Genomic DNA, 26865 nt, shown 5'->3' on the forward strand with positions numbered 1-26865 from the left:
GCAGGTCGGGCGGGATTACTTGCCGGCGCCGAGCTCGATCGGCACGCCCACGAGGGAGCCGTACTCGGTCCAGGAGCCGTCGTAGTTCTTGACGTTCGTCTGACCGAGCAGCTCGTGCAGGACGAACCAGGTCAGCGCGGAACGCTCACCGATGCGGCAGTAGGCGATGGTGTCCTTCGACAGGTCGACCTGCTGCTGCTCGTAGAGGGCCGTGAGTTCCTCGTCCGACTTGAAGGTGCCGTCGTCGTTGGCGTTGTGGGCCCAGTTGATGTTGCGGGCGGTGGGCACGTGGCCGGGGCGCTGCGACTGCTCCTGCGGCAGGTGGGCCGGGGCCAGCAGCTTGCCGCTGAACTCGTCGGGCGAGCGTACGTCCACGATGTTCTTGTTGCCGATGGCGGCCAGCACGTCGTCACGGAACGCGCGGATCGAGGTGTCCTGCGGCTTGGCCCGGTACTGGGTGGCCGGGCGCTGCGGGACCTCGGAACCGTCGACCAGGTCGCGGGAGTCCAGCTCCCACTTCTTGCGGCCGCCGTCGAGGAGCTTGACGCTCTCGTGGCCGTACAGCTTGAAGTACCAGTAGGCGTAGGCGGCGAACCAGTTGTTGTTGCCGCCGTAGAGGACGACGGTGTCGTCGTTGGCGATGCCCTTGGCGGAGAGGAGCTTCTCGAAGCCCTCCTGGTCCACGAAGTCGCGGCGGACCGGGTCCTGGAGGTCCTTCTTCCAGTCGATCCGGACGGCGTTCTTGATGTGGTTCTTGTCGTAGGCGGACGTGTCCTCGTCCACCTCGACAATGACGACCTTCGGGTCGTCGATGTGGGCCTCGACCCAGTCGGCGTCTACCAGGACGTCGCTGCGGCTCATGCTTTTCTCCTCCGGGGCAGTGTGCGGCGGGGTACGGCAGGGCGGTGCCGGGCACTCTTGTCGCAGAGGGGTGCGTGGCTGCTCGGCACAGGATGGGTCTCGCTGGCGCGGGACCCGTGGATCACGGGGAGTCGGGCTCCCGCTCAAACGGAGCGACAGAGCATGGCGGCGACGCGGCACAGGTCGACTGCCCGCCGCTTCGTGAGAACCGCCTGTCCCCGTGGACGGGGACCGCTCCAGTTGCGCTGCATGGGTCCGATCGTAGGGACGGACGGGCGGCCGTGTCACCGGCGTGTCGCATCATGAGACACGATCGTCTACATGGTGAGACGCACAGCGGCCGGGACCGGCCGCGGACCCGTCGCCCCGGGCGGTCCTCCCGTCGGCCTTCTGAGGCGCGGACAACTCCGTCTCAGCATGTGGCCGGGGTGTGTTCAGCCCGCCAGTACGACGCCCGCGCCGGTCAGGGAAACGGTGACGCCGTCGGGCCGCGCCTCGACCTTCCGCAGCTTCAGCCCGGCGGGCAGCCCGCCGATCTGGCGGTCGAAGTCGGTGCGCTGCCGGACCATGTCCTCCAGACCCGGGATGCCCTCGCCGGGCACCTCGTCGGCACGGACCCGGATGGTGTCGCCGCCCACGATGCTGACGGAGGACAGCACACTGCGCGTGATGGTGCGGCCGAACACCTCGACGCTGCCGGTGACCTTCACCTTGCCGTCGCCACCGTGGCCGAGGGTGACGTCCTCGCCGGACGCCGCGCCGAGGTCCGGGTAGGAGATCCGGGCGGTGCCGGAGGCGCTGCGGGCGACGGCCCGGGAGAAGTCGCCCTCCAGCCGCACCTGGCGGAGCTCCGCGTTCATCTCGCCGACGCGGACCCTGCGGCCCCCGGCCGTGGCCTCGACACCGGTGACGGCGATGTCGACCTGGTCGAGCTCCCTGCCGAGGACCTGGGTCAGGAAGGGGAACCCCCTGATGGAGACGTCGGGGGTGGTGGCCAGGCCCTGGCTCGCCCTGATCCGCTCGGCCGCCTCCGACTCCGCGTAGTTCACCGCGAGCCGGTCGGCGGCCACGAACAGGCCCGCCAGGACGACCGCGGTGATCAGAAGTATTCGCAGTGCACGCATTGCTCGGTGTTCCCCCACCTTGTTCGCGCTGCTCGCGCCCGGCCCCCCGTCACGCATGACCGACGTCCGGCGGGCCCCGATGGTTCCCGCCGGACAACGCCGCTCCCCTCACACCAGGGCGCGGCCCAGCAGGTAGACGGCGGGCGCGGCGGCGGTCAGCGGCAGCGCCACCCCGGCCGTCATGTGCACGAACCGCGACGGGTAGTCGTAGGCGGCCACCCGGTGCCCGACCAGGGCGCACACCCCGGCGGCCAGACCCAGCAGGGCACCCGGCGCGCCCATGCCGGTCACCCCGCCGACGGCGACACCGGCGCCCGCGGCGGCCAGCAGGGCCACCACCACGGAGGCGGGCCCGGGCAGCGGCAGCGCGCGGGCCAGGACCGCGACGGCGACGGCCGGCGCCCCGACGGTGACCGCCTCGGGGGCGGCGGCGAGGTGACCGGCCGCCACGACGGTCAGCGCCGCCGAGGCGACCGCGGCCATCAGCCCGTACATCCGCTCGTCCGCGCCCGCGTGGCTGCGCAGTTGGAGCACCACGACCAGCAGCACCCATACGCCCAGGGTGCCCAGGACGGCGGCCGGGGCGTGCTCCGCCCCCACGGCCAGCAGCGCGGCGTCGGCGGCCAGGCCGCCCGCGAAGGCCAGCGCGATGCCCTGGCGCGCGGGCCACATGCCGTTGAGCCGGAACCACCCGGCGGCGGTCACCGCCTGGAGCAGCACCAGCGGGACGAGCAGCCCGTACCGGCCGGCGGCGGAGCCGGCCGCGAGCAGGATCCCGAGGAGGGCGGTCAGCGCGGCCGGCTGCATCCCCGGCTCGATGACCGGTGAACGGCCCTCGGCCCGGGCGCGCTGGGCGGCGGTCATCCGGGCGTGGCCCGCGGCGGCCGGGGCCTCGTGCCCGGGACCGGCGGGCGCGGGCGCCGGGGCGACCGGCCGCAGCGTGGTGGTCGGCGGGTCGTCGTACGCCGCCGGGCCGGGGGCCCCGGCGTACGCGGGGGCCTCCGGCGGCATCGGCAGGGCGCCGCCCGGCTGCCGGGGCGCGGCGGGCTCCGCCACCGGCTGGTACTGGGTGTCCCAGGTCTGCCCCTGCCAGGTCTGCGCGGCGGGTTCCTGGTACCCCTGCCCGTGGCCGTACGCCTGGTACGCGTCGTACCCCTGCGCCGGATCCGCCGGGTCTGCCGGGTGGGCGGGCTGCCCCTGGCCGGCCGGTGGATAGGGGTGTGTCGGGTCGGCGGGGTGGGGGGGCTGCCCCGGCCCGGCCGGGCGGTACGGCGGCTGACCCGGGTCGTACGGGTAGTGCTGGTCGCTGCTCATGCTGTGCGGGTCACCCTCCTGCGAACGGCGGGAGCACCTCGACCGTGCCGCCCTCGGCCAGCCGTACGGTCTCATGGTCCCGGGTTCCGACGGGGTCCCCGTCCACCAGGAAGGAGCACCGCTGGAGTACGCGGACGAGCTCGCCCGGGTGCGCGCCGCGCACCGCGTCCAGCGCCTCGGCCAGGTTCTCCGCGGCGTACGGCTCCTCGGCGGTCCCGGCGGCGGCCTTGGCCGCGGCCCAGAAGCGGATCGTCCCCGCTGCCATGGCGCACTCCTCTCATCGGCTCGTCTGCCTCGTCGGCATCCATCATGGGCTATGGCGCCGACAGCCAGTCGGCGATCCTGCCCAGCAGGGCGTCCTCGGCGGCGTTCTCCGCGTGCCCCATGCCCGGGACCAGCCACAGCTCCGCGGCGCCGTCCGCCGCGTCGGCCAGCGCGCGGGGGTGGTCCAGCGGGAAGTACGGGTCGCGGTCGCCGTGCACGACCAGCAGCGGGGTCGGCGCGATCAGCGGCACCGCCTCCACCGGGGAGAGGGGCACCGGGTCCCAGTCCCGGTCGTGGATGCGGGTGCGCAGCCCGAAGCGCCCCACCAGGCGCCCGGCGGGCCGGGTGATCAGCCAGTGCACCCGCCGCATGGCGGGCGTACCGCGGTAGTACCAGCGCGCGGGAGCGCTGACCGCGGCCACCGCGTCGGTGCGCGCCCCGCCGGAGCCGTGCAGCGCCGCGTGGCGCAGCACCACCGAACCGCCCATGGAGAACCCGACCGTCACCACCCGGGCGTGACCGAGCTCACGTGCCCAGGCCACCGCGGCCGCCAGGTCCAGCACCTCGCGGTCGCCGACCGTGGAGCGCCCGCCGGAGCGGCCGTGACCGCGGAAGGAGAAGGTGACGACCGCCGCGTGGCGCGCGAAGACCCCCGCGGCCCGGCGCACCGAGGGCCGGTCCACCGAGCCGGTGAAGCCGTGCGCGACGACAATGGCGGTACCGGTCGTCCCGCCCGCGCCCGGCTCGTACCGTGCCTCGATGGGGACGCCGTCGGAGGTACGGAGGGTGGCCCGCCGGGGGCCGTCAGTGAGCGAGGAGACATCCACCATGTGAAATGCGCCCTCTGCCTCGGAAGTCATGTGGGCTATTGTGCTGGGCAGAGGATCCGGGCAACGCAGCCCCCGGATCCTTTTGTGTTTTCCCGTTGTTGTAACAGACGGGTGAACAAACGCTCACAAAGGCTCCCTGGGCGTGGGGGGCCGCCGCAGGAAGCAGTGCCGTAAACGTCCTCGCAGGGACCGAGGAGGAACCGACGTTATGGGCGAGCAGGCCGAGCACGACGACCGCACGACGACGACCCCGGCAGGAGGCGCGCGATGAGCTCTCTGCTCCTTCTGACCAACGCCCTCCAGCCTTCCACGGAGGTGCTGCCGGCGCTGGGCCTGCTGCTGCACAACGTGCGGGTGGCCCCGGCCGAGGGACCGGCCCTGGTCGACACCCCCGGTGCCGACGTGATCCTCGTCGACGGCCGCCGCGACCTGCCGCAGGTGCGGTCGCTGTGCCAGTTGCTGCGGTCGACCGGACCGGGCTGCCCGCTGCTCCTCGTGGTCACCGAGGGCGGCCTGGCCGCCGTCACCGCCGACTGGGGCGTCGACGACGTCCTGCTGGACACGGCGGGGCCCGCCGAGGTCGAGGCGCGGCTGCGGCTGGCCATGGGCCGCCAGCAGATCACCGCGGACGACTCCCCGATGGAGATCCGCAACGGTGACCTGTCGGTGGACGAGGCGACGTACAGCGCCAAGCTGAAGGGCCGGGTGCTGGACCTGACCTTCAAGGAGTTCGAGCTGCTGAAGTACCTGGCCCAGCACCCCGGCCGGGTCTTCACCCGCGCCCAGCTCCTCCAGGAGGTGTGGGGGTACGACTACTTCGGCGGCACGCGGACGGTCGACGTCCACGTACGGCGGTTGCGCGCCAAGCTGGGGCCCGAGCACGAGTCGCTGATCGGTACCGTGCGCAACGTCGGGTACCGCTTCGTGACGCCGGAGAAGGTGGAGCGGGCGGCCGAGGAGGCCAAGGCGACCGCAGTCACCCGTACGGAGGAATCCGACGGGGCCGAGGAAGCCTCGGTACGACCTGCCCGGAGGTAGGTCACCCCGCGTAGACTGCCGCGCGTGGCCAAGGTGACGCGGGACGATGTGGCACGACTGGCGGGGACTTCGACCGCGGTCGTCAGCTACGTCATCAACAACGGACCCCGGCCGGTCGCCCCGGCCACGCGCGAGCGGGTACTCGCAGCGATCAAGGAACTGGGCTACCGGCCCGACCGGGTCGCCCAGGCGATGGCCTCGCGGCGCACCGACCTCATAGGCATGATCGTGCCGGACGCCCGGCAGCCGTTCTTCGCCGAGATGGCGCACGCGGTCGAACGGGCCGCCGCCGATCGCGGGAAAATGGTCCTGGTCGGCAACTCCGACTACCGCGACGAGCGCGAGCTGCACTACCTGCGGGCCTTCCTCGGGATGCGGGTCGCCGGCCTGATCCTGGTCAGTCAGGGCCCCAGCGAGCGGGCCGCGCAGGAGATCGACGCCTGGGACGCCCGTGTGGTGCTGCTGCACGAGCGGCCCGAGGCCATCGACGACGTCGCGGTGGTCACCGACGACATCGGCGGGGCGCAGCTCGCCGTCCGCCACCTGCTGGAGCACGGCCACGAGTACGTCGCCTGCCTCGGTGGCATCGAGACCACCCCGGCGGTCGGCGACCCGGTGGCCGACCACGAGGAGGGCTGGCGGCGCGCCATGCTGGAATCGGGCCGCCCGGTGGAGGGCCGGCTGTTCCAGGCGCCGTACAACCGCTACGACGCCTATCTGATCGCCCTGAAGATCCTGGCGGGCCCCGACCGGCCGCCGGCCATCTTCTGCTCGACCGACGACCAGGCGATCGGGGTCCTGCGGGCCGCGCGGGAACTGCGCATCGACGTACCGGGCGACCTGGCGGTGGCCGGCTTCGACGACGTGAAGGAGGCCGCGCTGACCGACCCCCCGCTCACCACGGTCTCCTCCGACCGTCCGGCGATGGCCCGCGCCGCGGTGGACCTGGTGCTGGACGACGGGCTCAGGGTGGCCGGCTCGCGCCGGGAGCGGGTCAAGCAGTTCCCCTCGGCGCTGGTGGTGCGCCGCTCCTGCGGCTGCGAGGGCTGAGCCGGGCCGTGGCGGCGCGGTGCCCGGGGCGTCAGTCCTCGTCCGCCTCGGAACCGGGGCCGGCACCGGGGCCGGGGGCGGCCTCACCGGCTCCGACGGTGTCGGAGTAGGCGGCCGGGTCGAGGGTGTCGGGGCGGCCGGGCCCGAGGCCGGCGTCGTTCGCGGCGGGCTGGCCGCCGCCGGTGGTGCCGTAGCCGCCGGGGACGCCCGGCACGGAGTCGGCGTCGGCCTGTTCCCGGGTGATGTGGCGGGTGGCGCGGACGCCCGCGCGCCGCTCGGGGTAGGGGTAGCTGAACGGCTGGGCCCGGGCGCGCTCCTCCTCGGCGTCCCGCGCCGCCGCGGCGGCGTCCTTCTCGCGCTGGTCGGGATCGGGGCCTTGATGCTGGTTCGTCATGCTCTGTCCCGTACCCGCGCCGCCGTGCCCCATGCGGCCGGAGCCGTCCGCCGCGTTGTCCGGCTTCTCGGGGCGCCCCCCGGCGGCTCGGCGGCGCCCCGATCGGCACGACCGGCCGGGTCACCGGCGTCGGACGGCCTCCGGTCGGGAGGTGGACCCGTGCGACGCTGAGGCCATGAACACCACCGCCGACCGCATCCTGATCGTGGACGACGAGCCCGCCGTCCGTGAAGCGCTCCAGCGCAGCCTCGCCTTCGAGGGGTACGGGACCGAGGTCGCCGTCGACGGGGTCGACGCCCTGGCGAAGACGGCGGCGTACGCCCCCGGTCTGATCGTCCTGGACATCCAGATGCCCCGGATGGACGGGCTGACCGCGGCCCGCCGCATCCGGGCGGGCGGCTCCACCGTGCCCATCCTGATGCTGACCGCCCGCGACACGGTCGGCGACCGGGTGACGGGCCTGGACGCGGGCGCGGACGACTACCTGGTGAAGCCGTTCGAGCTGGACGAGCTGTTCGCCCGCATCCGGGCGCTGCTGCGGCGCAGCTCGTACGCCTCCCGCGCGGGCACCGGCGAACCCGAGGGCGATGTCCTGGCCTTCGCCGACCTGCGGATGGACCTGGTGACCCGTGAGGTGACGCGGGGCGGCCGGGCGGTGGAGCTGACCCGTACCGAGTTCACCCTGCTGGAGATGTTCCTGTCCCATCCCCGGCAGGTGCTGACGCGGGAGCAGATCCTCAAGGCGGTGTGGGGCTTCGACTTCGAGCCCAGCTCCAACTCCCTGGACGTGTACGTGATGTATCTGCGGCGCAAGACGGAGGCGGCTGGCGAGCCGCGCCTGGTGCACACCGTGCGGGGCGTGGGCTACGTGCTGCGCGGCGGGGGCGCCGAGTGACGGCTCCCGTACGGCGCTCGCGGACCCTGCCCCTGCGCTCGCGGCTGGCGCTGCTGACGGCGACGGCGGTCGCGGTGGCGGTGGCGGCGGTCTCGGTGGCGTGCTGGTTCGCCACCAGGGCGCGGCTGATGGGCGAGTTCGACTCGTCGCTGCGCGGCACCGAGGTCGAGGACCGGTACGTCGACTCGCTCCTCGCCTCGTGCGCGTCGGGCGGACAGGCGGCGGTGCCGCCGGTGCCCGGCTCGTACACCGTCCAGATCATCACGGCCGGCGGTTCTGCCTGCACCGCGCCAGGGGCCTCGCCGGTCCGGCCCCGGCCGGAGGACCTGGCGGTGGCGCGCGGGGACGCGGCCGACGCGCTCCACACGGCGCGGGCCGCCGACGGTGCGGAGATGCGCGTGCACACCTACCGGCAGGCGGGGCGCGGGCCGGTGGCGGTCTCGGTCGCGCGGCCGCTGGGCGAGATCGAGAATTCGATGTCCACCCTGCTCTGGGTGCTGGTCGGTGTCTCCGGCATCGGTGCGGTCGGGGCGGGCGCCGCGGGTCTGTGGGTGGCCAGGACCGGGCTGAGGCCGGTGGACCGGCTGACCGGGGCGGTGGAGCACGTGGCGCGCACGGAGGACCTGACCGTCCGTATCCCGGTGGAGGGGGAGGACGAGATCGCCCGGTTGTCCCGCTCCTTCAACGCCATGACGGCGGCGCTGGCGTCGGCGCGCGACCGGCAGGCGCGGCTGATCGCCGACGCGGGGCACGAACTGCGTACCCCGCTGACCTCGCTGCGCACCAACGTCGAGCTGCTGGCCCGCAGCGAGGAGACCGGGCGGGCCATCCCGCCCGACGACCGGCGGGCCCTGCTGGCGTCGGTGAAGGCCCAGATGACGGAGCTCGCCTCCCTCATCGGCGACCTCCAGGAGCTGTCCCGGCCGGACGCGGCGGGCACCGGGCGGCTGGAGGTGGTCGCGCTGCACGAGGTGCTGGCCGCGGCGCTGGAGCGGGCCCGGCTGCGCGGCCCGGAGCTGACGGTCACGGCGGACCGGGTGAGCCCCTGGTACGTCCGGGCGGAGCCGGCGGCGCTGGAGCGGGCGCTGGTGAACGTCCTTGACAACGCGGTGAAGTTCTCCCCGCCCGGCGGGACCGTCGAGGTGGCGCTGGCCGGCGGCGAGCTGACGGTCCGGGACCACGGCCCCGGCATCGCGCCCGACGAGCTGCCCCATGTCTTCGAGCGGTTCTGGCGCTCGCCGTCGGCGCGCGGCCTGCCCGGTTCGGGCCTGGGTCTGTCGATCGTGGCCCGGACCGTACGCCGGGCGGGCGGCGAGGTGGCGCTGACGGCGGCGGAGGGCGGCGGTACGCGCGCCTGGATCCGGCTGCCCGGGGCGCCCACTCCGCCGCCCGGGTCAGTTGTGCCGGATCAGTGACTCGACCAGGCCGGTACGGGTGGCGGGGAAGTCCATCGGGACGATGCCGAGCCCCTTCCAGCCGGCGGCCCCGGGGCTGTCCAGGAGGCCGTGGACGCGCGGATTGAGCCGGTCGGAGTTCCAGCGGGGCGGCAGCAGCGCGGCGGTGGAGACGTGGTTGACGTACAGCCTGCCGGGCTGGGCCACGGCCTTCCTGAAGTGCGCCTCCACCTTGGGGTACTTGGCGGAGGGTTCGGCCATGTAGTCGTCCTGGACGTCGAACAGCGCGGGGTCGCCGTACCGTACGCCCGGCAGTCCGCCGTTGTCGGCGAGCAGCACGACCCGGCCGCGCGCCTCGCCGAGCACCGGCAGCCCGTCGCCGATGCGGAAGAGCGGGCGCCAGCCCTTGCCGTCCAGGTAGTGGTCGAAGATCCGCCGGAAGGTGGCGTCGCCGTCCTCGGAGTACTCCTGCTTGACCCGCATCAGGACGGTCTCGGTGGGGTGGGCGGTGAGGAAGTCGCGGCAGGCGGTGAGGACGTCGCCGAACATCAGGTTCTGGTAGTACGCCCCGTGGTGGATGGCGAAGGAGTCCCCGGTGACCCGGCACCGGATGTCCAGGAACCGGATGCCGCTGTCCAGTTGCTGGGCGATGGTGGTGCTCTGGCAGGCCACCCAGGGGCCGCCGGCGCGGGCGCCGGCGTTGTGCGTGCCGGGGATGGTCAGGTCGCGCAGCGGTACGTGGCCGCCGATCGCCGCCATCCAGTCCCGGGTGCCCACCGCCCGGTTCCGCGCGCGGGCGGCGGGCGCGGGTCCGAGCAGGGCGGTGGCGGACACCGCGGCGGCGCCCGTGAGGAAGCTCCGTCTGTCCATGCGCGAAGTATGACGCGAGCACGACAAGTATGCCAGGGAAAGGAGCGGGGCGGTGAGGCCCGCACGGCCCACCGCCCCGCAACCGCCCGCAGGCCGCCCGGCTACTTGACGACCGTGATCCGGTCCGCCGCCGGCGGGGCGATCGGCGCGCCGGCCGACGAGTTCGCCGCCAGGTAGGCGTTGAAGACGTCCAGGTCGGAGGCGCCGACCAGCTTGTTGCGGCCCTGGGCGAGGGCCGGGAAGCCGTCGCCGCCACCCGCCAGGAACTCGTTCATCGCGACCCGGTAGGTCTTCGCCGGGTCCAGCGGCGCGCCGTTCAACTTCACCGAGGCCGCGTCGATCCGGGCCGCGCCCGTCTTGGTCAGGTCCAGCGTGTAGGTGAAGCCCCTCGACACCTGGAGGATCTTCGGGGACGCCTCGTTGGAGCCGCTGACCTGCTGCTGGAGCGCGGCGACGAGCTGCGCGCCGGTCAGGTCGACCACGTTCATCATGTTGGTGAACGGCTGCACGGTGAACGCCTCGCCGTAGGTCACCACGCCGTCGCCCTCACCGCCCGACGCCTTGTACACCAGGTCGGAGCGGATACCGCCCGGGTTCATCAGGGCGAGCTGCGCGCCGCCCTTGTCCGCCGGGGACAGGGCCGCGAGCTGCGCGTCCGCGATCAGGTCGCCGAGCGGCTTCTCGTACGCGGTGGAACCGCGCCCGTTGATGTCGGCGGAGATGAAGCCCTGCGGCCTGCTCGCGATCGGCGCGGCCAGCGCGTTCCACCGCTGGATCAGCGAGGTCATGTCCGCGGCCCGGGGCACGTCGCGCGACACCACGCGGTTGGCGGACTCCACCGAGGTCCGGACGATGTCCTTGGTCCCGCGGTCGTAGGTCAGCGTGGTGTCGGTGTAGAGCTTCCCGTACGAGGACGCCGACGTGACCATGCGCGGCTTGCCGGACGGGTCCGGGACCGTGCACACGTACGCCTGGTGGGTGTGGCCGGTCACCAGCGCGTCCACCTGCGGGCTGACCTTCTTGGCGATGTCCACGATCGGGCCGGAGACCCCGTCGCCCGGACCGGGGCTGTCGCAGTCGTAGTCGTACGAGGCGGAGGCCGGCGCGCCGCCCTCGTGGACCAGGGCGACGATCGACTTGACGCCCTTGCGCTCCAGCACCTTGGCGTACTTGTTGATCGTCTCGACCTCGTCGCCGAACTTCAGGCCCTTGACACCCTCGGCGGTGACGATGTTCGGCGTGCCCTCCAGGGTCACCCCGATGAAGCCGATCCTGACGCCCTTGCGCTCCCAGACGAAGTACGGGTCGAGGATCGGCCGGCCGGTCTTCTCGTCCGTCACATTGGCGGCCAGGTAGGGGAACTCCGCGCCCTTGAAGGTCTTGCCCTGTTCGTAGCAGCCGCCGGTCGGGTGACAGCCGCCGTCCTGCATCCGGGCCAGCTCCTTGGCCCCCTCGTCGAACTCGTGGTTGCCCACGGACGAGACGTCGAGCCTCAGCTTGTTCAGCGCCTCGATGGTCGGCTCGTCGTGGAACAGGCCGGACATCAGCGGGGAGCCGCCGATCATGTCGCCCGCGGCGGCGGTCACCGAGTACGGGTTGCCCTCGCGGGCCGTGCGCAGGTGCGTGGCCAGGTACTCCACCCCGCCCGCGTCGATCTTCTCGGCCGTCCCGTCCGGGCGGGTGTGGGTGACCTGACCCGAGGAGCCCGCCGGGGGCTCCAGGTTGCCGTGCAGGTCGTTGAAGGAGAGCAGCTGTACGTCGACGGTGCGGCCGTTGCCGCTGCCGTGGTGGCCCGCCGCCGGGCTCTCGCCGCGGTCGTCGGCGCCGGCCGGCAGGGCGGCGACCAGGGCGCCTGCGGTGGCGAGTCCGGCGGCGGTGGCGAGAATGCGCCGGGCCGCGCGCTGCTTGTGCGGTGTCGCTGACATCTGTCCCCTTGTGAACTGTGCGAGGCACGGGTCGGTGTGCCAGGCGCAGCCTAGGGTCAACGCGCGTAGCGCAACAGGGGTTGGCGGGTTACGAGGCGGTTGCCTTCGGCCGTCGGGTGCGCGCCGTAGGCTCGTAGGCATGACCACTGACGCCCCCGTCGCGGCCCTTGAGCCGGGCCGCCGCATCGACACCCTCGACGAACTCTCGCCCGAGCAGGCCCAGGCCGTCCTGGACCTCCTCACCGAGGCGGCCGAAGCCGACGGGACGCAGGCCGTCTCCGAACAGGGCCGGCTCCAACTGCGCGGCGGACGGCGCGAGGGGGTGCGGCACCTGCTGCTGACGGTCGCGGGCGAGCTCGTCGGCTACGCCCAGCTGGAGGACACCGACCCGGTCGAGGCTCCCGCCGCCGAACTGGTCGTCCACCCCGCGCAGCGCGGCCGGGGCCACGGGCGGGCGCTGGGCGCGGCGCTGCTGGCCGCCTCGGGCAAGCGACTGCGGGTCTGGGCGCACGGCGGCAGGTCGGCCGCCCGCCACCTGGCCCAGGTCCTCGGGCTGACCCTGTTCCGCGAACTGCGCCAGATGCGCCGCCCGCTGGACGCGCCGGCCGTCCCCGAGCCGGTGCTGCCGCCCGGTGTCGCCGTCCGCACCTTCGTCCCCGGCCGGGACGACGCGGCCTGGCTCGCGGTGAACGCCGCCGCCTTCGCCCACCACCCCGAACAGGGCACCCTGACCCAGCGGGACCTGGACGACCGCAAGGCCGAGCCGTGGTTCGACCCGGAGGGCTTCTTCCTGGCGGAGCGGGTCGCCGACGGCCGGCTGGTCGGCTTCCACTGGACCAAGGTGCACGCCGAGGAGCAGCTCGGCGAGGTGTACGTGGTCGGCATCACCCCGGAGGCGCAGGGCGGCGGCCTGGGCAAGGCCCTGACGGCGATCGGCCTGCGCCACCTGGCGGCCCAGGGCCTGCCGACGGCGATGCTGTACGTGGACGCCGACAACACCGCGGCGGTGCGGGTGTACGAGGGAATGGGCTTCACCACCCATGAGGTGGACCTGATGTACCGCACGGAGACCTGACCGGCCCGGCGGGCGGGCAGGCGGGCGAGGTGGCGGCCGTTCCCGGTTGACACCTCGCCCTCTCTTGCACCTCTTCGTGGCACTGGGTCCCGCGCTCCTGGCGTACGCGCTGCTCGCCCTCACCCTCGGAGCGCTCAGAGCCCTGCTGACGCGGCGGGTACTGCCCTCCGGGAGCATCGCTCTCGCCGTCACCGGACTCGTCATGGTGCTCGGCGCATGGTGGCGTGACCGGCTCTGGCCGCCCGTCGAGGTCGTGTGGAAGAACTCCCGGGGCGAGGTCGGAGGGGGAGCCTGGGGACTCGAACACGGGCTGGTCACGCCGACCGGCCGGCGTATCCCGGAGTGCCTCGAGGCGGGCACCCAGGGGCAGGCGTGGTGCCACGAGGCGCGTTCCGCCCGCCAGTGGTACGCGGTGTACCACCCGAGCGACCACTTCTGGCCCCTCCAGCTCGTCGAGACCGGCATCGTCCTCGCCCTCGCGGCCCTGGCCACCGTGCTGGCCTTCCGGGTGCTGCGCCGCCACCACGCGTAACCGCGCCGCCGGGGCGGCCCGCTCGGAGCCGGGCGGCACCCGGAGCCGGGGGCGGGCACCTTCCGGGGGCGCCGGGGCGCGAAGGCGTCCCGGGCGGCGGCTGCCCGCCCCCGGGCGGGCACGACGGGTCACGCGCGGCACGGGGGACCGCGCGTGACCCGCGCGCGGGCTCCGCCCAGCCGCACCCAGGACGTCACGTCGCCGTTACCGAACATTCAGACACGCTTGCGAAGCTCGGCCAATGAAGCCATCCGGGTACCGGCTCCCCGAGGGGCGGCTGCCCAAGGGGAGACTTCCCTCCACCACGGCCCGCTCCGACGCGCTTGACCTGCCCTTGGCGCGGAAGAATGGAGCCATGAACCAGCAGCCCGCCGAGGCCCAGGCCCAGCCAGTCCAGCCGTCCGTCGGGGCCATCGCCGCGCACCGGCCGCACACCGTCGCCTCGGGTCCGGTGACCAATCTGGAGCCCGACATCGACGGCGACCTCGACGCGTACGAGGACGACGGGGCGGACCCCGAGCTGCCCCAGGGCCGGTTCCTCGACCGGGAGCGCAGCTGGCTGGCCTTCAACGAGCGGGTGCTGGAGCTCGCCGAGGACCCGGCGACCCCGCTCCTCGAACGGGCGAACTTCCTGGCCATCTTCGCCTCGAACCTGGACGAGTTCTTCATGGTCCGGGTGGCCGGCCTCAAGCGCCGCATCGCCACCGGTGTGGCCACCCGCTCCGCCTCCGGGCTCCAGCCCCGCGAGGTGCTCGACCTCATCTGGAACCGCTCGCGCGAGCTCATGGCCCGGCACGCCGCCTGCTTCCAGCAGGACATCGCACCCGCCCTGGCCGACGAGGGCGTCCACCTCATCCGCTGGCCCGAGCTGACCGAGAAGGAGCAGGCGCGGCTCTTCACCCTCTTCCGCCAGCAGATCTTCCCGGTCCTCACCCCGCTCGCGGTGGACCCCGCGCACCCCTTCCCCTACATCTCCGGCCTCTCCCTCAACCTGGCCGTCGTCGTCCGCAACCCGGTCAGCGGTCACCGCCACTTCGCCCGGGTGAAGGTCCCCCCGCTGCTCTCGCGGTTCCTGGAGGCCTCCCCGCAGCGGTACGTCCCGCTGGAGGACGTCATCGCCGCGCACCTGGAGGAGCTCTTCCCCGGCATGGAGGTGCTGGCCCACCACATGTTCCGGGTGACGCGCAACGAGGACCTGGAGGTCGAGGAGGACGACACCGAGAACCTGCTCCAGGCCCTGGAGAAGGAGCTCATGCGCCGCCGCTTCGGGCCGCCGGTGCGCCTGGAGGTCGAGGAGTCGATAGACCCGTACGTCCTGGACCTCCTCGTCCGCGAGCTGAAGGTCTCCGACGCCGAGGTCTACCCACTGCCCGGGCCGCTGGACCTGACCGGGCTGTTCGGCATCGCCGCGCTGGACCGGCCGGAGCTGAAGTACCCGAAGTTCGTCGCCGGCACCCACCGCGACCTGGCCGAGGTGGAATCGGCGAGCGCACCCGACATCTTCGCGGCCCTTCGCGAACGCGACGTCCTGCTGCACCACCCGTACGACTCGTTCTCCACCTCCGTCCAGGCCTTTCTGGAGCAGGCCGCCTGCGACCCGGACGTACTGGCCATCAAGCAGACGCTGTACCGGACCTCGGGCGACTCGCCGATAGTGGACGCCCTGATCGACGCGGCCGAGACCGGCAAGCAGGTCCTCGTCCTGGTCGAGATCAAGGCCCGCTTCGACGAGCAGGCCAACATCAAGTGGGCCCGCAAGCTGGAGGAGGCCGGCTGCCACGTCGTGTACGGGCTGGTCGGGCTGAAGACCCACTGCAAGCTGTCGCTCGTCGTCCGCCAGGAGGGCGAGACGCTGCGCCGCTACAGCCACGTCGGCACCGGCAACTACCACCCCAAGACCGCCCGCCTCTACGAGGACCTGGGCCTGCTGACGGCCGACCCGCAGGTCGGCGCCGACCTGTCCGACCTGTTCAACCGGCTGTCCGGCTACTCCCGCCGGGAGACCTACCGGCGGCTGCTGGTGGCGCCCAAGTCGCTGCGCGACGGACTGGTCTCCCGTATCCACAAGGAGATCGCCCACCATCGGGCCGGCCGGCCCGCCTTCGTCCGTATCAAGGCCAACTCCATGGTGGACGAGGCGGTCGTGGACGCCTGCTACCGCGCCTCGCAGGCGGGCGTGCCGGTCGACATCTGGGTGCGCGGCATCTGCGCGCTGCGCCCCGGGGTCCCCGGCCTGTCGGAGAACATCCGGGTCAGGTCGGTCCTCGGCCGGTTCCTCGAGCACTCGCGGATCTTCGCCTTCGGCAACGGCGGCGAGCCCGAAGTCTGGTTCGGCAGCGCCGACATGATGCACCGCAACCTCGACCGGCGGATCGAGGCCCTGGTACGGGTCTCCGACCCGGGCCACCGCGCGGCGCTGCACCGGCTGCTGGAGACGGGCATGTCCGACACCACGTCCTCCTGGCACCTCAGCCCGGACGGCGGCTGGACCCGGCACGCCACGGACGCCGACGGCCAGCCGCTGCGCCATGTCCAGGAAATGCTCATCGACGCCCGGAGGCGCAGGCGTGCACAGCCCTGACCACACGACGGCCGGCGAGGTCCTGTCGCCCTACCTCCACGCCCGCGCCGCCGACTTCCTGCGCGCCCTGCGGCACCACGCGGCCAGCGGGGCCGACACGGCGTGCGCGGAGGAGGCGACCCGCTCCCTGCGCGCCGCCGCCCGCCGCGTCAGCGGCGCGCTGCACACCTTCCGCCCGCTGCTCGACGGCGCCTGGGCCGACCAGCTCCGCGCCGAACTGGCCTGGCTGTCCGGCACCCTGGCCCAGGAGCACGCCTGCACCTCCCGGCTCGTCCGGCTGGTCGAGGCGCTTGCCCGACTCTCCGGCGGCACGGCGGCCGTCCCCGCGCCCCGCTCCGGCGGCACCACCCTGACCGTGGGCGCCGCGCGGGCGGGGGCGCTGCTGGACCGGCAGCTCACCCTGGCCCGGACCCGGGCGCACTCGACGGCGCTCCAGGCCCTGGGCTCCTCCCGGTTCCACGCGGTCGCCGACGCCGTCGCGCTGCTCGCCTCCGAAGTGCCGCTCGGGCCCGCCGCGACCGCCCCCGCCGGCGAGGTGCTGGACCCGGCGGCCCAGGTGGTGGAGCGGCGCCTGCTGGACGCGGTGGCCGCGCTGCCGATGACGCCCGCGGTGGGCGGTGAGCAGCAGGACGGCTCCTGGCACCAGGTGCGGCTGCTGCTGCGGCTGCACCGGTACGCGCGGGAGGTGCTCGGCGGGCCGCCGGAGCTGTACGAGGCGGGCCGCGCGCTGGACCGGCACCGGGACGCCGCCGAGGCCGCCGCCGCCGCCGCGACCGCCGCCCGCACCCCGAGGATCGCCCCCGCGACGGCGTACGCGCTGGGCGTGCTCCACGCAGACCAGCGCTACGAGGTGGAGGCCGCCCGCCGCGCCTTCCAGCGGGCCTGGCAGCGTACGGCGGTGACCGCGCGGTGACGCCGCCACCCCGGACGGTACGGGCGGCCGGCTGCGTGCTGTGGCGCCGCGCCCCCGGCGGGGGCATCGAGGTGTGCCTCGTGCACCGGCCCGAGTACGACGACTGGTCGCTGCCCAAGGGCAAGCTCAAGCGCGGTGAGTCGGAGCTGGCGGGCGCGCTGCGGGAGGTCCTGGAGGAGACCGGCCGGCACTGCGTGCCCGGCGCACGGCTGCCGACGGTCCGGTACGAGGCGAAGGGCCGTCCCAAGGAGGTCGCCTACTGGGCTGCGGAGGCCACCGGCGGCACTTTCCGGCCGAACGCGGAAGTGGACCGGGTGCTGTGGTTGCCGCCGCGGGCGGCCCGCGCCCGCCTCACCCATGCCCGGGACCGCGACCTCGTCCCGGCGCTGCTGGCGGCCCTGGGCGTGGAGTGAGCCACCACCCGGCGTAACCCACGTGGGGGACTGCCGCCCCGCCGCCGCGCCACCCGCGCGGGTGGTGCGGCGCGGGGCGCCGCCCCGCGCCCCGCCCCGCCGGGCGGCGCCGCGGGCCGGACCGGGGGCGCACCGGCGGAACGCCCGGTGTCCGCGCTCCACGACAATGGGCCACCACCCGGGGAACGGCCCACCCCGGGCCTCACCGCGGATTCCGTCACGGTTCACTTGGCGTTCACTCTCCCCCGCAGGCCACGTCACCTGTTCTGCCTAATTTCGGCCTCAACACGGTGAGCCGGCACCGCGCCGCGCCCCACCATCCAACCCGGCACACGCCGCCGTACGGAGAACAGACGCAGCCGGCGGCTTCTGGAAGGAACACCCGAAAGTGAAGCTTCAGCGCAAGAACGGGCTTCGCGCCACCGCGCTCGGTGCCCTCGCCGTGTCCGGCGCCCTGGTCCTCACGGCGTGCGGGTCGGACAACAACACCGGCACCCCCGACGGCGGCAAGAAGACCGGCGCCGCGTCGAACATCTCGTGCGAGGGGGCCAAGGGCCAGCTGCTGGCCTCCGGCTCCAGCGCCCAGAAGAACGCCATGGACCTGTGGGTCAAGAACTACATGGCCGCCTGTCCGGGCGTGGAGATCAACTACAAGTCCTCCTCCTCCGGTGAGGGCATCGTCGCCTTCAACCAGGGCACCGTCGGCTTCGCCGGCTCCGACTCGGCGCTCAAGCCCGACGAGGTCGCCGAGTCCAAGAAGGTCTGCAAGAGCGGCCAGGGCATCAACCTGCCGATGGTCGGCGGCCCGATCGCCATCGGCTACAACCTGTCCGGCGTCAAGGACCTCGTCCTGGACGCCCCCACCATCGCCAAGATCTTCAACAACAAGATCAAGAAGTGGGACGACGAGGCCATCGCCAAGCTCAACCCCGGCGCCAAGCTCCCGAGCACCGCCATCCAGGCCTTCCACCGCTCCGAGGACTCCGGCACCACCCAGAACCTCGGCAAGTACCTCGGCAAGGCCGCCAAGGCCGACTGGCCGTACGAGGCCGAGAAGAAGTGGCCGGCCCCCGGTGGCCAGGCCGCGTCCGGCTCCTCCGGCGTCGCCGCCCAGGTGAAGCAGTCCGAGGGCGCGATCGGCTACTTCGAGCTCTCCTACGCCGCCTCGCAGTCCATCCCCGTCGTCCAGATCGACACCGGCGCCTCCGCCCCGGTCCCGGCCACCTCGGAGAACGCCTCCAAGGCCATCGCCGCCGCCAAGGTCAAGGGCACCGGCAAGGACCTGGCACTGGAGCTGGACTACACCACCAAGGCCGAGGGCGCCTACCCGATCGTCCTGGTGACGTACGAGGTCGTCTGCGACTCCGGCAACAAGGCCGAGACCCTCGGCACGGTGAAGTCCTTCCTCACCTACGCCGCCGGCGACGAGGGCCAGAAGGTGCTCTCCGAGGCCGGTTACGCCCCGATCCCCGCCGAGATCAACGCCAAGGTCCGCGAGACGGTCAAGGGCCTGTCCTGACCACCCGGCCCTCACCGGCCACCCGTCCTACCCGCGACACCTGCCGGCCGGCCCGGAACACCCTCCGGGCCGGCTCCCACCCCCCTCCGGTGCACCGCCGCCAGGGGAGCCGCACCCGCGGACTTCCCCCACCCAGACCGGAAAGATCATGGCCATAACCACTGACAAAGCACCGGCTCCGCCGGTCACCGGAGAGAAGCCGGGCCGGTCCACCGGCCGCGCCGGCGACAAGGTCTTCATCGGCCTGTCCCGCGGCTCGGGCATCCTGCTCCTGGTGATCATGGCGTCGATCGCCGTGTTCCTCACCTACCGGGCCTCGCTCGCCATCTCCCAGGACGAGGGCAACTTCCTCACCACCTTCGACTGGAACCCGGCCGGCCGGCCGCCGGTCTTCGGCATCGCGGTCCTCCTCTTCGGCACGGTCGTCAGCTCGCTCATCGCGATGGTCATCGCCGTGCCGATCGCCGTCGGGATCGCGCTGTTCATCTCGCACTACGCGCCGCGCCGGCTGGCCGCGCCCCTCGCCTACGTCGTCGACCTCCTCGCCGCCGTGCCGTCGATCATCTACGGCATCTGGGGCGCCCTCTTCCTGGTCCCGTACCTGGAGGGCCTCAACCTCTGGCTGGACCAGTTCCTCGGCTGGACCTACCTCTTCGACAAGACCGAGGTCGGCGTCGCCCGTTCGCTGTTCACCGTGGGCATCCTGCTGGCGATCATGATCCTGCCGATCGTGACCAGTGTCAGCCGCGAGGTCTTCCTCCAGGTCCCGCGGATGAACGAGGAGGCCGCCCTGGCCCTCGGCGCCACCCGCTGGGAGGTCATCCGGCTCTCGGTCCTGCCCTTCGGCCGCTCCGGCGTCATCTCCGCCTCGATGCTCGGCCTCGGGCGCGCGCTCGGCGAGACCATGGCCGTGGCGACCGTCCTCTCCCCGAACTTCGTGATCTCGCTGCACCTGCTCGACCCGGGCGGCGGTACGTTCGCGCAGAACATCGCCGCGAAGTTCGACGAGGCCAACGAGCTCGGCCGGGACGCCCTGATCGCCTCCGGCCTGGTCCTCTTCGTCCTCACCCTGCTGGTCAACGGCGCGGCCCGCCTGATCATCGCGCGCCGCAAGGAGTACTCGGGGGCGAACGCATGAGCAACGCCATCCAGGACGCGCCCGTGCCCGCCGCGGCCCAGCGTCACGACAGCCTCAGCCACCGCAGCCTGCCCCGGTGGGCACCGGCCGGTTTCGCCGCCGTGTCCGTCGCCCTCGGCTGCGGCATCGGCGCGGCCACCGGCCTGGCCAGCCGTATCCAGTGGGGCCTGATCGCCGCCGCGCTCTTCGTCCTCGTCTCGTACACGGTCACCTCGGCCGTCGAGAACCGGCGCCAGGCCAAGGACCGGCTCGCCACCAGCGTCGTGTGGGTGTGCTTCGTCCTCGCCGTGATCCCGCTGCTCTCGCTGATCTGGGTGACGGTCAGCCGGGGCATGAAGGTCTTCGACGGCTACTTCCTCACCCACTCCATGGCCGGGGTGCCCGGCTTCGAGGTGGGCGGCGGTGTCTACCACGCCCTGGTCGGCACCCTGGAGCAGGTGGGCCTCGCCACCCTGGTCTCCGCGCCGATCGGCCTGCTGACGGCCATCTACCTCGTGGAGTACGGCAAGGGCACGCTGGCCAAGGCGGTCACGTTCTTCGTGGACGTGATGACCGGCATCCCGTCCATCGTCGCCGGCCTGTTCATCCTCTCCATCATGCTGATGGCCGGCCTGGCCCCGTCCGGCCTGATGGGCGCCCTGGCCCTGGCCATCCTGATGATCCCGGTCGTGGTCCGCTCCACCGAGGAGATGCTCAAGCTCGTCCCCAACGAGCTGCGCGAGGCCGCCCTGGCCCTGGGCGTACCGAAGTGGCGCGTGATCCTGAAGGTCGTCATCCCGACCGCGGTCGGTGGCATCGCCACCGGTGTGATGCTCGCCATCGCCCGTATCGCTGGTGAGACCGCCCCCATCATGCTGCTGGTCTTCGGCAGCCAGCTGATCAACACCAACCCGTTCGAAGGCGCCCAGTCCTCGCTCCCCTTCTACATCTGGGAGCAGTACCGGGTCGGCAGCGAGGCGTCGTACGACCGCGCCTGGGCCGCCGCCCTCGTCCTGATCGCCTTCGTCATGATCCTCAACCTGGTGGCCCGCGGCATCGCCCGCTGGAAGGCCCCGAAGACCGGCCGTTAAGGCCACCTGGAAGTGATGTTGAAATGGCCAAGCGAATCGACGTCAGCGGCCTCACCGCCTACTACGGCTCCCACCGGGCGATCGACGACATCTCGATGACCGTCGAACCCCGGTCCGTGACGGCCTTCATCGGCCCGTCCGGCTGCGGCAAGTCCACCTTCCTGCGCACCCTGAACCGGATGCACGAGGTCACCCCCGGTGGCCGCGTCGAGGGCAAGGTGATGCTGGACGACGAGAACCTGTACGGCAAGGACGTCGACCCGGTCGCCGTGCGCCGCACGGTGGGCATGGTCTTCCAGCGCCCGAACCCGTTCCCGACCATGTCCATCTTCGACAACGTCGCGGCCGGCCTGCGGCTGAACGGCAAGTACCGCAGGAACGAGCTGGCCGAGACGGTCGAGAAGTCCCTCAAGGGCGCGAACCTCTGGAACGAGGTCAAGGACCGCCTCAACAAGCCCGGCTCCGGCCTCTCCGGCGGCCAGCAGCAGCGCCTGTGCATCGCCCGCGCGATCGCGGTCGAGCCGGACGTCCTGCTGATGGACGAGCCGTGCTCGGCACTGGACCCGATCTCCACGCTGGCCATCGAGGACCTGATCTCCGAGCTGAAGGAGCGGTTCACGATCGTCATCGTGACCCACAACATGCAGCAGGCGGCCCGCGTCTCGGACCGCACGGCCTTCTTCAACCTGGCGGCGGTGGGCCAGCCGGGCAAGCTGGTCGAGATCGACGACACGGACCGCATCTTCTCCAACCCGTCCGTCCAGGCCACCGAGGACTACATCTCCGGCCGCTTCGGATAACCGCGACGGGCCTGGGTGCCCCGGCCGGGGCTGCGCGCCACCGGGGCACCCAGCAACGCACCGAGCCCGGGGAACCCCGGCCCCGGTCCGCAGAAACCTTTCTGCGGAGCCCCACGCACCCGCCGCCGGCGAGGCCCGGCGACCAGCGGCCCGGGTGCCCCCACCAAACAGCGACCACACAGGCCCCCGGCTCGGGTCACCCCGAGCTGGGTCACCCCGGACCACCCCGGACCACCCCCCACCAAACAGCGACCACACAGGCCCCCGGCTCGGGTCACCCCGAGCTGGGTCACCCGTCGGGCGGTGCTGGCATGGCGGTGCCACCGCAAGGCGAAGGGCCCGCCCCCTTCAGCAGGGGGCGGGCCCGTTCACATCCGTACCGGCAGGAGACCTCAGCCGAAGAACAGCAGCACCAGGTAGTAGCTCGTCGCCGCGACCAGCGCCGCGGCCGGCATCGTGATGAACCATCCGAGGATGATGTTCTTCGCGACGCCCCAGCGCACCGCGTTGACGCGCTTGGTCGCGCCCACGCCCATGATCGCGGAGGTGATGACGTGCGTCGTCGAGATCGGCGCGTGGAACAGGAACGCCGAGCCGAACATGATCGAGGCCCCGGTCGTCTCGGCCGCGAAGCCCTGCGGCGGGTCCAGCTCGATGATCTTGCGGCCGAGGGTACGCATGATGCGCCAGCCTCCGGCGTACGTGCCCAGCGACAGCATCACCGCGCACGCGACCTTCACCCACACCGGGATCGGGTCGCCGGCCTGCTCGACATCGGCGATGACCAGGGCCATCACCACGATGCCCATGGTCTTCTGGGCGTCCTGGAGGCCGTGGCCGAGCGCCATGCCGGCCGCCGAGACGGTCTGGGCGATCCGGAAGCCGCGCTTGGCCTTGTGCGGGTTGGCCTTGCGGAACATCCACATGATCGCGCACATCACCAGGTAACCGACCACCAGGCCGACGACCGGTGACACGAACATCGGGATGACGACCTTGTCGACGACACCCGACCAGTAGACCGTCGTCCCGCCCGCCAGCGCCGCCCCCACCATGCCGCCGAACAGGGCGTGCGAGGAGGACGACGGCAGGCCGAAGTACCAGGTGATCAGGTTCCAGACGATCGCGCCGACCAGGGCCGCGAAGAGGATGCCCATACCCCGCTGGCCCTCGGGCGTCTGGATCAGGCCCTCACTGACCGTCTTGGCCACCCCGCTGCCCAGGAAGGCACCGGCGAGGTTCATCACCGCCGCCATGGCCAGCGCCGCGCGCGGGGTCAGGGCCCGGGTGGAGACGGAGGTGGCGATGGCGTTCGCCGAGTCGTGGAAGCCGTTCGTATAGGTGAAACCGAGCGCGACGCCGATCGTCACGATCAGTGCGAAGGTGTCCACGAAGCTCAGGACTCCTTGACCGCGATGGTCTCCACCGTGTTCGCGACGTGCTCGAAGGCGTCCGCCGCCTCCTCCAGCACGTCCACGATCTGCTTCAGCTTCAGTACCTCGATGGCGTCGTACTTGCCGTTGAAGAGCTGGGCGAGCAGCTTGCGGTGGATCTGGTCCGCCTGGTTCTCCAGCCGGTTGACCTCGATCCAGTACTCGGTCAGGTTCGTCATCGTCCGCAGATGGGGCATCGCCTCGGCGGTCAGTTCCGCCGCACGCGCCAGCACCTCGATCTGCTGTTCGACACCCTTGGGGAGCTCTTCGACGTTGTAGAGGACGACCAGGTCGACGGCCTCCTCCATGAAGTCCATGATGTCGTCGAGCGACGACGCCAGGGCATAGATGTCCTCGCGGTCGAACGGCGTGATGAACGAGGAGTTCAGCTGGTGGAAGATCGCGTGGGTGGCGTCGTCGCCCGCGTGCTCCGCTGCCCGCATCCGCTCCGCGATCTCGGCCCGTGCGGAAGATTCCGCTCCGAGCAGTTCCATCAGGAGTTTCGAGCCGGTGACGATGTTGTCCGCGGAGGCGGAAAACATGTCGTAGAAGCTCGTCTCCCTGGGGGTCAGACGAAAGCGCACGTGGGGTCCTCTAGGTGCATGGGTTTCGGTCAGGGTGATGCTAGGCGCATCATCCGGCCACGGCTAACCGGCGTCATTCAGTGTCGCCCATCAGGCACAGTGAACAGAACTGGGCCCCACCCACGTTCCCGCGGGGATCGGTACCATATACCCACGTGGGGTATAGCAGCCCTTACTGGACAACGGGAGGACGCATGACGACCACCGAGGCGGCCGGCCTTCCGGTCACGGAACCGCACGGGGACGCCCCGGACCACGGTCACGGCGTGCACGGGTACCACAAGCAGAAGGACGAGCACCTCAAGCGCCTGCGCCGGATCGAGGGCCAGATCAGGGGCCTCCAGCGGATGGTCGAGGAGGACGTCTACTGCATCGACATACTCACCCAGGTCTCCGCGTCCACCAAGGCCCTGCAGTCCTTCGCGCTCCAGCTGCTGGAGGAGCACCTGCGTCACTGCGTCGCCGACGCGGCGGTCAAGGGCGGCGACGAGATCGACGCGAAGGTCGAGGAGGCCACGAAGGCCATCGCCCGCATGATGCGTACCTGAGCCGAACCGCTCACCGGGGCGCGGAGGCTCTGTGACCACCGCGCCCCTCCTGGCCTCCGCCGGGGCTGACCTTCAGTACCGCGTCGATCAGATCCGCGCTGAGCCGTTCCCCGTCCGTCGCCGACGCCGCGATCATCAACTCACCGCACAGCTCGATCTCGGCGAGGGCGACGTGGTCCTGGACTGTCGTCGCTGTGGGCGGGGCCACGCGCATCACCTCTTCCTGCCGCTGCCGGCTTCCTAGCGTAGGGAGCGGGGACATACCGCGCATGGCACGTCCGGACCATTCTTCTGGCCCCTGGGAACCCCGTCAGGCCCTGATCCTCCCGGCGTAGATGTCCCCCCGCGGCGGCAGCTCCACATGGACGGCGGCACCGAATTCGTACAGCAGGGTCGTGGAGGCGACCGCGACCGTACGGCCCTGGTTGGTGAAGCTGAACTGGTGGCGCACCTTGCGCAGCCGCCCCTCCCGGTCCAGGTAGACGTCGAACGGGACGGCGTCCCTGGTGAACCCTTTCGCCGCCGCCGCCAGAGCCCCGCGCACCTGGGGGGAGGCGGCCCGGGCGGCCCGTCCGAGATCGGCCGTGCCCCGGTAGTGCGTCACCGGCTCCCCGGCGAGCTCCTCCTCGCCGACGTAGGCCACGTCGAGCACACCGCGCAGCAGCTCGGCGGCGGCGGCCGGGTCGGTGGCCCCGCCGGTGACCAGGTTGCCGTCGGTCAGGGTCGCGGTGTCCACCCGCACCCACTTGTCGGCGGGCACCCCGGCACCGCGGTTCTTCATGTACAGCGCACCGGGCACCAGGAGCTCGGTGATCGGCCGGTGCTCGCTGGCGCCGGTGGCGCCCTTGGGCAGGACCACCCGCAGCCGGCCGTGGCGCGCGCGGAAGTCGTAGGCGCCCTCGCCCCGGATGGTGACCCGCGTCCCGCCGGTCGCCATCTCCATGGACGTACGGGCCTTGGCCGTACCCGCGTGGGTCAGCGCCGCCGGCGCCGCGCGTACCGCGTCGCCGGGATCCGCCCCCGGTCTGGCGTCGGCCGGAACCGAACATCCGGTGACCATCGTGGCCACCACGGCGGCGGACGCGGCAAACGCGCCGCCCCCGCGCCTGTGCTGCTGCACCACCATCGCCTGCCAACCCCCAACGCTGTGCCGCTGGCTGTCCGAAACCCCACCCTTCCCCCGGACCCTGGAACCCGGGGAGACCCCATCCGCATAACGACCACCCCGGCTGCCCGTCACGCCCGCCGGGACGAGTCCACCGGTACCGTGGAGGCGTGCATTCGCAGGAGCAGGCGCCTTCCGTCACAGGCGCGCACGACGGGCACCAGGGACATGAGGGATACGAGGGGTACGGCGCCCAGGGCGGGCACGGCACCCATGACACCACCACCACCGAACGTGGCTCGTTCTGCGTGGCCCGGTGCGGCTGTGGCTGGGCGGGCCCGGCCAGACGGTCCCGGGACCGCGCCCGTACGGACGCCGACGCGCACCGGTCCGCGCCGGACGCGGCGCGCTGAGGCACCGCCGCGTCGGGCGCGCTGAGGCGCCGTCACCTCACGGTTGACGGCGGGGCCTTCAGGCCGCGAGGTCGCTCTCGCCGGTGCCGAGCCGGGGCTCGGGGATGCCCAGGGTCTCGTGCCGCTCCCACAGCGGCGCCCGCCTGGACCGTACGAGCCGGCCGGCCCGCTCGGACCGGGCGACCGCCGCCACCACGGGCGTGAGCAGCGCGAGGGCGAGCGGCGCGAGGAGCAGGGCCACCGCCGTACCGAGGGCGAAGCCGCCGACCACGTCGGTGGGGTAGTGCACGCCCATGTAGACCCGGCAGAAGCCCTCGGCCAGGGCGAGGCCGATCGCGGCGAACCCGAAGCCGCGGTGGGCGACGAAGAGCCCGGCGCCGATGGCCATGGCCATGGTCGCGTGGTCGCTCACGAAGGAGAAGTCGGTCTTGCCGGCGACCAGGACCTCCAGGCCCTGGTGGTCGAGGAACGGACGCGGCCGTTCCACGAAGTCGCGGATGGGGATGTTGACCAGTAGGGCGACACCGGCGGCCAGGGGGGCCCACACCAGCCCGGCGACCGAGGCGACGGAGTCCTCCGGCGTACCGCGCCGGCGCACGCTCCACCAGCACCAGAGCACGGTCAGCACCATCGCGAGCATGATCCCGTACTCGCCGGTGAATTCCATGACCCGGTCGAACCAGGACGGGGCGTCCTTGGCGAGTCCGTTGATGTCGTAGAGCAGGCTGACATCGGGGTTCGAACCGTCCGATGCGAGTCCAGCCATCTGCCGCGGCCCCTTG

General features: G+C 72.5%; 29 protein-coding genes. 15 read left to right on the plus strand and 14 right to left on the minus strand.

The features are described from left to right. Positions 1-15: 15 nt before the first annotated feature. The 6 genes from AB0H53_RS15005 to AB0H53_RS15030 form a co-directional block, all read right to left on the minus strand. Positions 16-861 carry a sulfurtransferase gene (locus tag AB0H53_RS15005; protein WP_362111936.1) on the minus strand — a complete coding sequence of 282 codons (846 nt, stop codon included), beginning with the start codon at positions 859-861 and terminating at the stop codon, positions 16-18. Positions 862-1004: 143 nt separating this feature from the next. Next, a complete protein-coding gene (locus AB0H53_RS15010) occupies positions 1005-1112 on the minus strand; it encodes a putative leader peptide (RefSeq protein WP_362111939.1) in 108 nt (35 codons plus the stop codon). 183 nt (positions 1113-1295) lie between these two features. Continuing rightward, positions 1296-1985: a DUF2993 domain-containing protein gene (locus AB0H53_RS15015; protein ID WP_362111942.1), complete on the minus strand. Its 690-nt coding sequence runs from the start codon at positions 1983-1985 to the stop codon at positions 1296-1298. Between the two features lie 108 nt (positions 1986-2093). Continuing rightward, positions 2094-3299, minus strand: coding sequence for a hypothetical protein (locus tag AB0H53_RS15020; protein WP_362111945.1), 1206 nt, complete (start codon positions 3297-3299; stop codon positions 2094-2096). A gap of 10 nt (positions 3300-3309) precedes the next feature. Then, a complete protein-coding gene (locus AB0H53_RS15025) occupies positions 3310-3564 on the minus strand; it encodes a MoaD/ThiS family protein (RefSeq protein ID WP_362111948.1) in 255 nt (84 codons plus the stop codon). Between the two features lie 49 nt (positions 3565-3613). After that, positions 3614-4423: an alpha/beta fold hydrolase gene (locus AB0H53_RS15030; protein ID WP_362111951.1), complete on the minus strand. Its 810-nt coding sequence runs from the start codon at positions 4421-4423 to the stop codon at positions 3614-3616. A gap of 237 nt (positions 4424-4660) precedes the next feature. On the opposite strand from AB0H53_RS15030, the gene AB0H53_RS15035 reads away from it, so the two are divergent. Next, a complete protein-coding gene (locus tag AB0H53_RS15035) occupies positions 4661-5431 on the plus strand; it encodes a response regulator transcription factor (protein WP_362111954.1) in 771 nt (256 codons plus the stop codon). A gap of 24 nt (positions 5432-5455) precedes the next feature. Beyond that, complete coding sequence (locus AB0H53_RS15040) at positions 5456-6481, plus strand: LacI family DNA-binding transcriptional regulator (RefSeq protein WP_362111957.1); 1026 nt, start codon at positions 5456-5458, stop codon at positions 6479-6481. Between the two features lie 31 nt (positions 6482-6512). On the opposite strand, the gene AB0H53_RS15045 is transcribed toward AB0H53_RS15040, so the two are convergent. Further along, on the minus strand, positions 6513-6875 hold the full coding sequence (locus AB0H53_RS15045) for a hypothetical protein (protein WP_362111960.1): 363 nt from the start codon (positions 6873-6875) through the stop codon (positions 6513-6515). A 175-nt stretch (positions 6876-7050) separates the two neighbouring features. Between AB0H53_RS15045 and AB0H53_RS15050 the strand changes: the two genes are divergently transcribed. Both AB0H53_RS15050 and AB0H53_RS15055 read left to right on the plus strand, forming a co-directional pair. Continuing rightward, on the plus strand, positions 7051-7770 hold the full coding sequence (locus AB0H53_RS15050; protein WP_362111963.1) for a response regulator transcription factor: 720 nt from the start codon (positions 7051-7053) through the stop codon (positions 7768-7770). After that, positions 7767-9185: a HAMP domain-containing sensor histidine kinase gene (locus AB0H53_RS15055; RefSeq protein WP_362111966.1), complete on the plus strand. Its 1419-nt coding sequence runs from the start codon at positions 7767-7769 to the stop codon at positions 9183-9185. The genes AB0H53_RS15050 and AB0H53_RS15055 overlap by 4 nt, the downstream gene beginning before the upstream one ends. Here AB0H53_RS15055 and AB0H53_RS15060 read toward each other — a convergent pair. Together AB0H53_RS15060 and AB0H53_RS15065 are read right to left on the minus strand one after the other, a co-directional pair. Then, the gene (locus AB0H53_RS15060; RefSeq protein ID WP_362111969.1) at positions 9165-10034 is read right to left on the minus strand and encodes a phosphatidylinositol-specific phospholipase C; all 870 of its coding nucleotides are present in this window, start codon (positions 10032-10034) and stop codon (positions 9165-9167) included. The two genes, AB0H53_RS15055 and AB0H53_RS15060, sit on opposite strands and share 21 nt — an antisense overlap. A gap of 101 nt (positions 10035-10135) precedes the next feature. Continuing rightward, a complete protein-coding gene (locus AB0H53_RS15065; protein ID WP_362111972.1) occupies positions 10136-11959 on the minus strand; it encodes a bifunctional metallophosphatase/5'-nucleotidase in 1824 nt (607 codons plus the stop codon). 139 nt (positions 11960-12098) lie between these two features. Between AB0H53_RS15065 and mshD the strand changes: the two genes are divergently transcribed. From mshD to pstB, 9 genes are all read left to right on the plus strand, one after another. Further along, positions 12099-13034, plus strand: coding sequence for a mycothiol synthase (mshD, locus tag AB0H53_RS15070; protein ID WP_362111975.1), 936 nt, complete (start codon positions 12099-12101; stop codon positions 13032-13034). 76 nt (positions 13035-13110) lie between these two features. After that, entirely contained in the window at positions 13111-13566 is a 456-nt protein-coding gene (locus AB0H53_RS15075; RefSeq protein ID WP_362111978.1) for a hypothetical protein, read from the plus strand. A 355-nt stretch (positions 13567-13921) separates the two neighbouring features. After that, a complete protein-coding gene (locus tag AB0H53_RS15080) occupies positions 13922-16147 on the plus strand; it encodes an RNA degradosome polyphosphate kinase (RefSeq protein ID WP_362111981.1) in 2226 nt (741 codons plus the stop codon). Then, positions 16134-17060 (plus strand): CHAD domain-containing protein, encoded by a 927-nt coding sequence (locus AB0H53_RS15085; RefSeq protein ID WP_362111984.1) that lies wholly within the window; start codon positions 16134-16136, stop codon positions 17058-17060. The genes AB0H53_RS15080 and AB0H53_RS15085 overlap by 14 nt, the downstream gene beginning before the upstream one ends. Continuing rightward, entirely contained in the window at positions 17057-17473 is a 417-nt protein-coding gene (locus tag AB0H53_RS15090) for an NUDIX hydrolase (protein WP_362111987.1), read from the plus strand. Before AB0H53_RS15085 ends, AB0H53_RS15090 begins: the two co-directional genes overlap by 4 nt. 388 nt (positions 17474-17861) lie before the next feature. Next, positions 17862-18992: a phosphate ABC transporter substrate-binding protein PstS gene (pstS, locus tag AB0H53_RS15095; RefSeq protein WP_362111990.1), complete on the plus strand. Its 1131-nt coding sequence runs from the start codon at positions 17862-17864 to the stop codon at positions 18990-18992. A gap of 148 nt (positions 18993-19140) precedes the next feature. Beyond that, the gene (pstC, locus tag AB0H53_RS15100) at positions 19141-20130 is read left to right on the plus strand and encodes a phosphate ABC transporter permease subunit PstC (RefSeq protein WP_362111993.1); all 990 of its coding nucleotides are present in this window, start codon (positions 19141-19143) and stop codon (positions 20128-20130) included. Continuing rightward, complete coding sequence (pstA, locus tag AB0H53_RS15105) at positions 20127-21200, plus strand: phosphate ABC transporter permease PstA (protein ID WP_362111996.1); 1074 nt, start codon at positions 20127-20129, stop codon at positions 21198-21200. Before pstC ends, pstA begins: the two co-directional genes overlap by 4 nt. Before the next feature lie 23 nt (positions 21201-21223). Then, positions 21224-22000, plus strand: a complete 777-nt coding sequence (gene pstB / locus AB0H53_RS15110; protein ID WP_362111999.1) for a phosphate ABC transporter ATP-binding protein PstB — start codon at positions 21224-21226, stop codon at positions 21998-22000. A gap of 392 nt (positions 22001-22392) precedes the next feature. Here the strand turns inward: pstB and AB0H53_RS15115 are convergent, their stop codons facing one another. Together AB0H53_RS15115 and AB0H53_RS15120 are read right to left on the minus strand one after the other, a co-directional pair. After that, a complete protein-coding gene (locus tag AB0H53_RS15115) occupies positions 22393-23391 on the minus strand; it encodes an inorganic phosphate transporter (protein ID WP_362112002.1) in 999 nt (332 codons plus the stop codon). A gap of 5 nt (positions 23392-23396) precedes the next feature. Beyond that, entirely contained in the window at positions 23397-24017 is a 621-nt protein-coding gene (locus AB0H53_RS15120) for a DUF47 family protein (protein ID WP_362112005.1), read from the minus strand. Between the two features lie 194 nt (positions 24018-24211). Here AB0H53_RS15120 and AB0H53_RS15125 point away from each other — a divergent pair, with 194 nt between their 5' ends. Next, positions 24212-24565, plus strand: a complete 354-nt coding sequence (locus AB0H53_RS15125; RefSeq protein ID WP_362112008.1) for a metal-sensitive transcriptional regulator — start codon at positions 24212-24214, stop codon at positions 24563-24565. A 10-nt stretch (positions 24566-24575) separates the two neighbouring features. Here AB0H53_RS15125 and AB0H53_RS15130 read toward each other — a convergent pair whose 3' ends face one another. Next, the gene (locus AB0H53_RS15130) at positions 24576-24779 is read right to left on the minus strand and encodes a hypothetical protein (RefSeq protein ID WP_362112075.1); all 204 of its coding nucleotides are present in this window, start codon (positions 24777-24779) and stop codon (positions 24576-24578) included. Positions 24780-24875: 96 nt separating this feature from the next. Further along, positions 24876-25691: a hypothetical protein gene (locus AB0H53_RS15135; protein WP_362112010.1), complete on the minus strand. Its 816-nt coding sequence runs from the start codon at positions 25689-25691 to the stop codon at positions 24876-24878. Between the two features lie 149 nt (positions 25692-25840). Between AB0H53_RS15135 and AB0H53_RS15140 the strand changes: the two genes are divergently transcribed. Further along, positions 25841-26083, plus strand: a complete 243-nt coding sequence (locus AB0H53_RS15140; protein WP_362112013.1) for a hypothetical protein — start codon at positions 25841-25843, stop codon at positions 26081-26083. A gap of 58 nt (positions 26084-26141) precedes the next feature. Here AB0H53_RS15140 and AB0H53_RS15145 read toward each other — a convergent pair whose 3' ends face one another. After that, complete coding sequence (locus AB0H53_RS15145; protein ID WP_362112016.1) at positions 26142-26849, minus strand: phosphatase PAP2 family protein; 708 nt, start codon at positions 26847-26849, stop codon at positions 26142-26144. Positions 26850-26865: the final 16 nt, after the last annotated feature.

It is taken from the genome of Streptomyces sp. NPDC050856 (genome assembly GCF_040653855.1).
Lineage (GTDB): Bacteria > Actinomycetota > Actinomycetes > Streptomycetales > Streptomycetaceae > Streptomyces.